Here is an 8,844-nt window from a genome sequence, read left to right on the forward strand (position 1 = left end):
ACGGGTTGACCTAGAGCCGACTCTAGATCCTAGGGTCTCGCATGGCAGCCGGCGACCGATCGCCTGGCGCCACGACCACAAGGAGCAGAAGCATGCGCTACCGCGTCCTCGGCCGCACCGGCATCCAGGTGAGCGTCCAATGCCTGGGCACCATGATGTTCGGCTCCGTGGGCAATCCCGATCACGACGACTGCGCGGGGATCATCCACGCCGCTCTTGACCAGGGGATCAACTTCGTGGACACCGCGGACATGTACTCCGCTGGGGAGTCCGAGGCGATCGTCGGCAAGGCGTTGCGGGGCCGCCGCGACGATGTAGTGCTCGCCACCAAGGTCCACTTCCCGATGGGCGAGGGGCCCAACCGGGGTGGCAACTCGCGGCGCTGGATCGTCCGGGAGGTCGAGGAGAGCCTGCGCCGGCTGGGCACCGACTGGATCGATCTCTACCAGGTGCACCGGCCGGACTCCACCACCGACATCGAGGAAACCCTCTCGGTACTGACCGATCTGGTACGCCAAGGAAAGATCCGCGCCTTCGGCTGCTCGACGTTCCCGGCCGAGCAGATCGTCGAGGCACACCACGTCGCGGAGCGGCGCGGGCTGCATCGGTTTAGGACCGAACAGCCGCCGTACTCGCTGCTCGCCCGGAAGATCGAGACCGACCTCCTGCCGGTCACCCAGCGCTACGGTATGGGCGTGCTGACCTGGAGCCCGCTGGCCTCCGGCGTCCTGACCGGCCGCTACCGCAAGGGGCAGCCGGTGGATCTGTCCACCGGCCGGGCCGCGCTCACCCCGGCCCGGTTCGACCCGGCGATCGAGGAGAATGTACGCAAGCTGGGCGTCGTCGAGCAGCTCATCGAGTTGGCGTCGAAGATCGGCTGCACGCTGCCGGAGCTGGCGCTGGCCTTCCCAGTGGCCCATCCCGCGGTGACCTCTGTCATCATCGGACCGCGCACCATGGAGCAGCTCGACGCTGCGCTGAAGGGCGCCGCGCTCACCCTGGACGACGCCATGCTGGACCGGATCGACGAGATCGTCCCACCGGGCACTGATATGTACCAGGCAGACGGCGCCTGGCGCCAGCCAGCGCTGACCGATCCGGCGCTTCGCCGTCGCCCGCTCTCCGATCGCGCCGCCGCCTGACCGCACGCCCGCATTCGCACCCACTGCTCTCCGGGCGGCCATGTCACCTCGCCAGGCCATACGACCAGAGGCGGCATGGCGGGTGGCCAGCCGGTCTCGGCAGTTGCGTGGTGACGACTACGCCGGCGGCTTTGTGCTGCGCCGGTTCGAGTCGTTCGTTGGGGCGGAGGTGCGAACCTGGTGGGTCGACGGTTCCTGCCGCCTGGTCACCGCGCACCCCGATACCCCGGAGCACCAGCCACCCGCAGAGCTCGACCTGACGGCCGTGGAAGCTTCGGTGCCGATCGCGTCGAGCTCTGCCCGCATCGCTCTCGCATGGAGGAACACCGCGGCCCCGACAAATGGGGTCTCGCTCTGCCGTCCGTGCTGCTTGGCGTAGTAGCGGATCAGGCTGGCCAGCCGCTTCGCCTTCCGGTTGGCCAGGATGTACGGGTTGTCCTCCGGGATGAGCCGGGAGTTCGGCGCCCGGCGCACCCACTGGGTCCCGTCGCCGCGGACCTCCCCCTGCCAGTGCTTCAGCTCCAGCACGTAGAGCCCGCTGGGAGTGAGCACCAGGGCGTCGACCTCGTTGATCGAGCCGTCGGCCCCGACGAACTCGACGTTCGCCCACACGTGGTACGGGTCGGCGTCCGGCAGATAGCTGGCCAGCTCGCGCTGCCCGTCCTGCTCCCAGGTGTAGAGCTGGCGTTGATCTGCTCCCAGCGCGGCGAATCCTCACGCATGCGCCGACCCCTCCGCCCCGGCCGTCGTGTTCCGGCTCAGCCTTCGCACGTTACCGGTCGTCCCCCTGCTCAGGGGAATGGCAAGGCACCAACACAGCGGCCGACACTCAAACGCCCGTCACGGCCAGCCGGTCAGACTCCCCGGGGAGGCGTCTTCGTCCCCTGGCATGGCGGACGCGTCCCGGGGTATGCCGGGGGCATGAAGGCGAGCTTCCGGCTTGGCCGGATCGCGGGCGTACCCGTCGGGGTCAACTGGAGCGTCCTGGTCATCTTCCTGCTGATCGCGTGGGCGCTGGCGGCCAACCAGTTCCCCCGGTCCTACCCGGGCCGACCCACCTGGGAGTACGTGCTGGCCGGGCTGGCCGCCGCGGTGGTCTTCTTCCTCGGCCTGCTGGCCCACGAGGTCTCCCACGCGGTGATCGCCAAGCGCAACGGCCTCCAGGTCGAGGGGATCACCCTGTGGCTGTTCGGAGGCGTCTCCGAGCTGCGCGGCGAGGCGCGCGATCCCGGCGCGGAGCTGCGCATCGCCGGGATCGGGCCACTGGTCAGCCTGCTGGTCGGCGTCTTCTTCGGCGCCATCGCCGTGGTGCTCACGCTGGCCGGGCAGCGCGGTCTGCTGCTCGGCTCGCTGGCCTGGCTGGCCGGCATCAACGTACTCCTGGCGATCTTCAACGTCCTGCCGGCGGCGCCGCTGGACGGCGGCCGGCTGCTGCGCGCCGCAGTCTGGAAGGCCACCGGCGACCGGACGAAGGCGTCCGTGGTGGCCGCCCGGGCCGGCTGGGTCCTCGGCGCGCTGCTGATCGGCCTCGGGCTCGTGCAGTTCGCGACCGGCTTCGGGATCGGCGGGCTCTGGCTGGCGCTGATCGGCTGGTTCCTGATCGGGGCGGCCGGCGTGGAGGAGCGCCAGGCCCGGATGGGCAGCGCCCTGCACGGGGTGCGGGTCGGCGACGTGATGACCCCGCAGCCGCAGACCGCCTCGGCGGAGATGACGGTGGCCGACTTCGTCGACCACTACCTGTTCGCGTACCGGCACTCGGCGCTGCCGCTGACCGAGGACGGCCGGCCGATCGGCCTGGTCACCCTCGACCGGGTCCGCGGCATCCCCGCCGACCGCCGGAGCGCCACCACCCTGGGCGAGGTGTCCTGCCGGGCCGAGGACCTGGTGCTCGCCCGGCCGGAGGAGCAGCTCAACGAACTGCTCCCCCGGCTCAGCCAGTGCGCGGACGGCCGCGCGCTGGTGGTCACCGACCAGCGGCTGGTGGGCATCGTCTCGCCCAGCGACATCAGCCGCGCGGTGCAGCGCGGCAGCCTCCGCGACCAGATGGCCGGCAGCCGCCGCTAGGCCACGGGCGCCGTCAGTCGGGCGGGGACGGGGTGGCCCCGTACACCCGCAGGACGCTCGCACGCAGCGCGGCCTCGGCGTCGGCGGCTGGCATCCGGCCTGCGGCGACCTCGTTTCCGGCGGCGTGCCCGAGGGCGACGGTCGCGGCGATCAGCCAGGCCGGCGTCACGCCCGGGTCGAACTCGCCGGCGCGCTGCCCTCGCTGGATCAGCCGTTCCAGCCGCTCGAACACCGGCACGTGCAGCTCCGCGGCGTCGGCCTCGGGGACGGTGCTGAGCAGCGGAAGCTGCTCGAAGGTCCGCCAGTTGACGTCGAGCAGCCGCAGCAGCGCCTCGGCGGCCGGGCCCTGGTCGAGGTGGGCGGCGTCCATCGCCGCCACGACCTGCGCGGTGAGCCGGCGCGCCACGGCGCCGAGCAGCGCGTCGCGGGACGGGAAATGGGCGTAGACAGTCTGCCGGGAGACTCCGGCCACGCTCGCCACCTCGTCCATGCTGGCCTGCGGCCGTTCGCCGAGGATCCGCACCGCCGCGTCGAGGATGGCGGCGACGTTGCGCCGTCCCTCGGCACGCATTCGTCGGGGCCGCTCCCCGGGGTTCACCTCTGACACGCTTGTCAACGCTACACGGAGGCTTTAGCCTTTACAGCATCGTCAAGGCTAAGGGGGCAACATGACAGCGCTGCCCGACAGCGACCTCGCCGGCTACCTACGGTCCTACGTCCAGGAGATGGCCTTCAGCCAGGAAGATCCCGGAGTCGTCCTGGACCGCTACCACACCCCGGACGTCGTCTGGTTCAACGACGGCCTCCGCCTCGACCGGCAACGGCTGATCGACCATGCCCGGCCGGCCCGCCGCACCGTGAGCACGTGCCGCCTCGACATCCACGACACGCTGACCTGCGGCGACCGAATCGCGGCCCGCTACACCCTGCACGCCGTCGCGCGTGGTCGCCCGGTGGCGAGCGACATCCACCTCTTCGGCCGGCTCGCGCCCGACGGCCGGCTGCATCGCGTCGACACGCTCACCCGGACCCTTCCTCCCAGGGAGATGTCGTGAACGACCACCCGCGGCTGGTCCCCGCCGTACGCGCGCTCGCGCTGCTCTTCACCGGCCTGCTCGCCGGGGCCTTCGGTTACGGCGCGGTCAACGTGGCGCAGACCTTCAAGGCCGTGCCGCTGGAGGTCCGGCTCACCTTCCACACGGCGCTGATGAAGATGAACGGCCCGGTCATGCAGACCACGATGGGCCTGGCGATACTCAGCTCGCTGGCACTGGCCGTGCTGCTGCGCGGCGCCGCCCGACGGCTGGCCGCCGTCGCGTCCGCACTGGTGGCGACCTCATTCCTGGTCACCCGGTTCGGCAACGTGCCGATCAACAGCCAGATCAAAGTGTGGGCCGTCACCTCGGCCCCGCCCGACCACGAGGCGATCCTGCGCCGCTGGGAGCTGTTCAACGTTGTGCGGACCGTCGCCGCCCTGGCGGCATTCCTGCTGCTGCTCACGCTGGTCACCCCGCTGCTGCGGCAGCGAGGGCGAGGACCGTCCACCGCGCTGCCGGCGACGCCGACAGCGCGGTGAGGGTGCCGCACGCCCCGGGCGGCTACGGCGTGCTGTTCGTCAGGGCCCGCTCCACCGGGATCCACAACTCGGCGTCCGCGTGGGCGCCGTCCGTCGAGATCCGGGTACGGGAGATCTCCGGTCCCGGCCGGCTGCGGTACGGGTTGGACGGGAACCACTGGGTGAACACGTCCCGCCACAGGTCCTGCACCGCCGCCGGAAACTCCCCGGAGGCTTCGAAGACCGCCCACGTCCCGGCCGGCACGGTCACCGATTCCAGGTCGGCCGGGGCCTGCGCGCCGGTGACCACCCCGTGCCAGTAGTCCAGCTCGGTGCCCTCCGCCCGGTCGCTGCCCAGCTTGTCGCTGACGTTGACGATCCCCGCCGGCTCCTGGTCGGACAGGGCCGCGATCCGGGCCACCGTCTCCTTGTCGATGCTCCGGATGAACTCCACGATCGCCGGGTTCATCCCCTGGTGCACCAGGGGCACCCGGGCCCGCCGGCCCACCAGCCGGAACTCCGGCTTCTCCACCACGCGGTACCGCATGCTGCCACTCCCTTCGACGACGAGGCGGAAGGACAACCGCTGCTGGGAGCGCAGCACCGCGCCGGTCCGCCGGGCCTCACCGGGCCCCACCCCGTGCAGCGCGCGGAACGCCCGGGTGAACGCCTCGGTCGAGCCGTACCCGTAGCGGACCGCGATGTCGAGCAACGTCCGTTCGCCGGCCATCACCTCGGCCGCGGCGACGGTGAGCCGCCGGCGGCGGACATACTCGGACAGCGGCATGCCGGCCAGCGCGGAGAACATCCGCCGGAGGTGGTACTCCGACGTGAGTGCGATCCGCGCCAGGTCGGCGACCTCGATCCGCTGGTCGAGGTGACGCTCGACGTGGGTCATCGCCTCGTTCAGCCGCTCCAGCACCTGGTCTCCTTCTGCGTGTGCCTCGACGCTAGGCGGCCGGCGGGCGGCGGACCCGACATCCCGTGCCCGCTGCGGTCGGGTCCACGCCGCCCGCACGGGTGACCCGGCGGCTCAGCGCGGGAAGTGGCGGTCGAGCAGGTCGGTGCGGAACGTGCCGGCCGGGTCCAGCTCGGTCAGCAGGGCGGCGAAGTCGGCGTACCGGGGGAAGGCGGCGGCCACCGACGACGGGTCGAGGGTGAACACCTTGCCCCAGTGCGGGCGGGCGGGCGGCTGGTCGGCGAGCCGGGTGAAGGAGTGGCCGGTCCCGAGGGCCCGCACCCGCCCGGCACCGGCGACCAGCCGGCGCAGCTCGTCCAGGCTGGACGGCCGGTGGAAGCGGCGGGCCGCGTACGTGACGTTGCCGGCCCAGTTGCGCCAAGCGCCGGCGGTCATGAGGGCTCCCGTGCGGTGGGGTCGGCGGCCAGGGCGGCGTCGAGGGCGTCCAGCACCTCGTCCACCTGCCGCGTGCTGTAGCCACGGTTGGCGGGGCGCAGGGCATGCTGGCGTCCGAGGGCGAGCACCTTCCGGGCCGCCCCCCGTTCGCCCGGGTCGTCGGAGCGCAGCGCCTCCTGCCCGATCCGGATCAGCTCGTCGGCCTCGTCGGTCCGGTAGCCGCGCAGGGCGTACGTCCACTCGACGGGGGCGAGCGGGGAGCCGGCCGGCGGCCGGGCGTCGCGGAAGCGGGGGCCCGCGCACCGGGTCAGGGCGGCGGCGATCTCGTCGGGGGTCTCCCGGACCTGGGCCAGGTCCAGCAGCTCGACCGCCGGACGGCCGTCGACCCGGGCGTCCAGCGGCCGGCCGAGCGCCACCCCGGTCGCGGGGACGGCCACCAGGCGCGGGGCGGCCGGTGAGCCGCTGCGGGGCGGCGGCTGTTCGAGCACCAACGCGTCCAGCTCCGGCCAGCGGACCAGCCGGCGCAGCCCTGGCCGGCGCAGGTCGAGCCCGTCGTCGCCGATCCGGAAGCGGAACGGCCGGTACGCCAGGAACAGACCGGCGAGGCCGGACACGATCCCGACGGCCGCCGCCGCCAGCCGGGCCAGGCGGCCGTCGGTGTAGCCACCCACGGTGATCCCCATCAGCAGGAGCAGCCACGGCCACACCTGCCGGCTCGCATGCCGGTGCAACTCCACGTCGTCCCCCGTCCCGCGGCGCCAGTCGGGGGCATCATCCGGCACGGTTGTCGCCGACGTCCATGGGTCCGGTCCGGCGCGGCCCGGACCCGTGCCCGCCGAGCCGCCGCGGCCGGCTCAGAGCTGCGGCATCACCTCGGCGGCGACCAGCTCCAGGTGGTCCAGGTCGGCGAGGTCCAGCACCTGGAGGTAGATCCGCTCGCTGCCGGTCGCGGCGTACCGGCCGATCTTGTCGACCACCTCGGCCGGGGTGCCGGCGAGGCCGTTCTCGCGCAGCTCGGCGGCTTCCCGGCCGATCGCCTCGGCCCGACGGGCGACCTCGGCCTCGTTCCGCCCACAGCAGAGCACCAGGGCGTTGGACCAGCGCATGGTGACCGGGTCGCGGCCGGTCGCGGCGCACGCCTCGCGGACCCGAGCGAACTGCGCCGCGGTGTCCTCCACCGAGGCGAAGGGCAGGTTGAACTCGTCGGCGTACCGGGCGGCGAGGCGCGGGGTGCGCTTCGGGCCCATCCCGCCGAGCAGGATCGGCGGGCGGGGCTGCTGCACCGGCTTGGGCAGCGCCGGCGAGTCGGTGACCGGGTAGTACGTCCCGGGGAAGTCGAAGGTCTTGCCGGCCGGGGTCTCCCAGAGCCCGGTGATGACCGCGAGCTGCTCCTCCAGCCGCGCGAACCGCTCCCCGAGGGCGGGGAACGGGATGCCGTACGCGGTGTGCTCCTCGGCGTACCAGCCGGCGCCGATGCCCAGCTCGACCCGGCCGCCGCTCATCTGGTCGACCTGCGCGACGGTGATGGCGAGCGGGCCGGGCAGCCGGAAGGTGGCGGCGGTCATCAACGTGCCGAGCCGGATCCGGGAGGTGTCCCGGGCCAGGCCGGCCAGCGTGGTCCAGGCGTCGGTCGGCCCGGGCTCGCCGCTCACCGAGCCCATCTTCAGGTAGTGGTCGGAGCGGAAGAAGGCTCCGTACCCGGCGTCCTCGGCGGCGCGGGCCACGGCGAGCAGCTGGTCGTAGCTGGCGCCCTGCTGGGGTTCGGTGAAGATCCGCAGTTCCATGTCCCGAGCATATGGACCGGGCGGCGTCGTCGTGTCCGGACCTGGACGGCACCCCCCGCGTCGCCCGGGGGCGGTCCGCCACCAGCGCGGCCGGCCCTTCCATTCCTTGACAGGCATATGAACGTTCAGGCATATTGTGGAGGTGTCCGTCGACGCCTTCGCCGTGCTGGCCGAGCCGACCCGGCGCCGCATCCTCGACGCGCTGCGGCGCTCCGAGTGCAGCGTCGGCGAGCTGGTCGACGCGCTGGGAGTGAGCCAGCCGGCCGTCTCCAAGCACCTCAAGGTGCTGCGCGAGGCCGGCTTCGTCTCCTGCCGCACGGCGGCGCAGCAACGCATCTACCGCATCGACGTACGCCCGTTCCGCGCCGTGGACGGCTGGCTCGCGCCGTACCGCGAGATGTGGACCGCGCACCTGGACGCCCTGGAGCGCCACCTCGACCAGGAGTGACCATGGACCGCGACTCGTTCCGCCCCGGCCTCCCGGCCGAGATCACCGCCGACCGGCGGCACCTCGGCCCGCCACCCCCAGGAGCCGCCATCCGCCGGCCAGCCCCCGTGCCCGCCGACCTCGGGCGCCGCGAACCGCCGGCCTCAGCTTGGCGTTCAACCCGGTTGCTTTCGTCGTTCGGTGATGCTGAGGGCGCGCGTGACGGTCTTTCCGACGTCGTAGCTGGGCGTGGGTTGCCGGTTCTTCGATCCTTGAGGGCGTCCGGGTCCGGCCTTGCTGGGTTTCGGTGCGCTGGCGGGGTGGTGTCGATCATTGATGTCTCAGCAACACCATGATCATGGCAGGGCCGTCCACTGTCGACGGCCGCAGGCCAATCCCGGGTCGAATCCGCAGCTGATCGGGCCGGCAGGGTCGGGTGGCCCAGGGCGTCGCAGCCCTGGGCTCCCACGGAACGGAGCGTGACAGTCTCCCGTCACTCCGCTCTTCTCACCAATTCC

The 8,844-nt window shown here is 72.5% G+C and carries 11 protein-coding genes and 1 pseudogene; 6 read left to right on the forward strand and 6 right to left on the reverse strand.

Annotated features, from left to right (window positions below; genetic code table 11):
* The first annotated feature begins 92 nt into the window (after window positions 1–92).
* Together ABZ807_RS21700 and ABZ807_RS21705 are read left to right on the forward strand one after the other, a co-directional pair.
* A complete protein-coding gene (locus ABZ807_RS21700; RefSeq protein ID WP_357160742.1) occupies window positions 93–1,142 on the forward strand; it encodes an aldo/keto reductase in 1,050 nt (349 codons plus the stop codon).
* 40 nt (window positions 1,143–1,182) lie between these two features.
* Window positions 1,183–1,521: an ATP-grasp domain-containing protein gene (locus tag ABZ807_RS21705; RefSeq protein ID WP_357160792.1), complete on the forward strand. Its 339-nt coding sequence runs from the start codon at window positions 1,183–1,185 to the stop codon at window positions 1,519–1,521.
* 5 nt (window positions 1,522–1,526) lie between these two features.
* Here ABZ807_RS21705 and ABZ807_RS21710 read toward each other — a convergent pair.
* A pseudogene (locus tag ABZ807_RS21710) lies at window positions 1,527–1,754 on the reverse strand (nuclease-related domain-containing protein); the annotation flags it as partial.
* Window positions 1,755–2,063: 309 nt separating this feature from the next.
* Here ABZ807_RS21710 and ABZ807_RS21715 point away from each other — a divergent pair.
* Window positions 2,064–3,206, forward strand: a complete 1,143-nt coding sequence (locus ABZ807_RS21715; protein WP_357160745.1) for a site-2 protease family protein — start codon at window positions 2,064–2,066, stop codon at window positions 3,204–3,206.
* Between the two features lie 13 nt (window positions 3,207–3,219).
* On the opposite strand, the gene ABZ807_RS21720 is transcribed toward ABZ807_RS21715, so the two are convergent.
* Window positions 3,220–3,813, reverse strand: a complete 594-nt coding sequence (locus ABZ807_RS21720) for a TetR/AcrR family transcriptional regulator (protein WP_357160748.1) — start codon at window positions 3,811–3,813, stop codon at window positions 3,220–3,222.
* 61 nt (window positions 3,814–3,874) lie between these two features.
* Between ABZ807_RS21720 and ABZ807_RS21725 the strand changes: the two genes are divergently transcribed.
* On the forward strand, window positions 3,875–4,261 hold the full coding sequence (locus tag ABZ807_RS21725) for a nuclear transport factor 2 family protein (RefSeq protein WP_357160751.1): 387 nt from the start codon (window positions 3,875–3,877) through the stop codon (window positions 4,259–4,261).
* Complete coding sequence (locus ABZ807_RS21730) at window positions 4,258–4,782, forward strand: anthrone oxygenase family protein (protein ID WP_357160755.1); 525 nt, start codon at window positions 4,258–4,260, stop codon at window positions 4,780–4,782. Before ABZ807_RS21725 ends, ABZ807_RS21730 begins: the two co-directional genes overlap by 4 nt.
* Window positions 4,783–4,804: 22 nt before the next feature.
* On the opposite strand, the gene ABZ807_RS21735 is transcribed toward ABZ807_RS21730, so the two are convergent.
* The 4 genes from ABZ807_RS21735 to ABZ807_RS21750 form a co-directional block, all read right to left on the reverse strand.
* Window positions 4,805–5,683 (reverse strand): GyrI-like domain-containing protein, encoded by an 879-nt coding sequence (locus ABZ807_RS21735; RefSeq protein WP_357160758.1) that lies wholly within the window; start codon window positions 5,681–5,683, stop codon window positions 4,805–4,807.
* Between the two features lie 111 nt (window positions 5,684–5,794).
* Window positions 5,795–6,115 (reverse strand): D-arabinono-1,4-lactone oxidase, encoded by a 321-nt coding sequence (locus tag ABZ807_RS21740; protein WP_357160761.1) that lies wholly within the window; start codon window positions 6,113–6,115, stop codon window positions 5,795–5,797.
* A complete protein-coding gene (locus tag ABZ807_RS21745) occupies window positions 6,112–6,852 on the reverse strand; it encodes a hypothetical protein (RefSeq protein WP_357160764.1) in 741 nt (246 codons plus the stop codon). Before ABZ807_RS21745 ends, ABZ807_RS21740 begins: the two co-directional genes overlap by 4 nt.
* 117 nt (window positions 6,853–6,969) lie before the next feature.
* Window positions 6,970–7,899 (reverse strand): LLM class F420-dependent oxidoreductase, encoded by a 930-nt coding sequence (locus ABZ807_RS21750; protein ID WP_357160767.1) that lies wholly within the window; start codon window positions 7,897–7,899, stop codon window positions 6,970–6,972.
* Between the two features lie 142 nt (window positions 7,900–8,041).
* On the opposite strand from ABZ807_RS21750, the gene ABZ807_RS21755 reads away from it, so the two are divergent.
* Complete coding sequence (locus ABZ807_RS21755; protein WP_357160770.1) at window positions 8,042–8,347, forward strand: metalloregulator ArsR/SmtB family transcription factor; 306 nt, start codon at window positions 8,042–8,044, stop codon at window positions 8,345–8,347.
* The last annotated feature ends 497 nt before the right edge of the window (window positions 8,348–8,844 follow it).

The organism is Micromonospora sp. NPDC047548, assembly GCF_040642975.1.
Taxonomy (GTDB): domain Bacteria; phylum Actinomycetota; class Actinomycetes; order Mycobacteriales; family Micromonosporaceae; genus Micromonospora.

Coding starts and splice junctions, on each gene's coding strand:
- ABZ807_RS21715 (WP_357160745.1), top strand. CDS start 2,064: ATGAAGGCGAGCTTCCGGCTTGGCCGGATCGCGGGCGTACCCGTCGGG.
- ABZ807_RS21725 (WP_357160751.1), top strand. CDS start 3,875: ATGACAGCGCTGCCCGACAGCGACCTCGCCGGCTACCTACGGTCCTAC.
- ABZ807_RS21750 (WP_357160767.1), bottom strand. CDS start 7,899: ATGGAACTGCGGATCTTCACCGAACCCCAGCAGGGCGCCAGCTACGAC.
- ABZ807_RS21705 (WP_357160792.1), top strand. CDS start 1,183: ATGTCACCTCGCCAGGCCATACGACCAGAGGCGGCATGGCGGGTGGCC.
- ABZ807_RS21740 (WP_357160761.1), bottom strand. CDS start 6,115: ATGACCGCCGGCGCTTGGCGCAACTGGGCCGGCAACGTCACGTACGCG.
- ABZ807_RS21700 (WP_357160742.1), top strand. CDS start 93: ATGCGCTACCGCGTCCTCGGCCGCACCGGCATCCAGGTGAGCGTCCAA.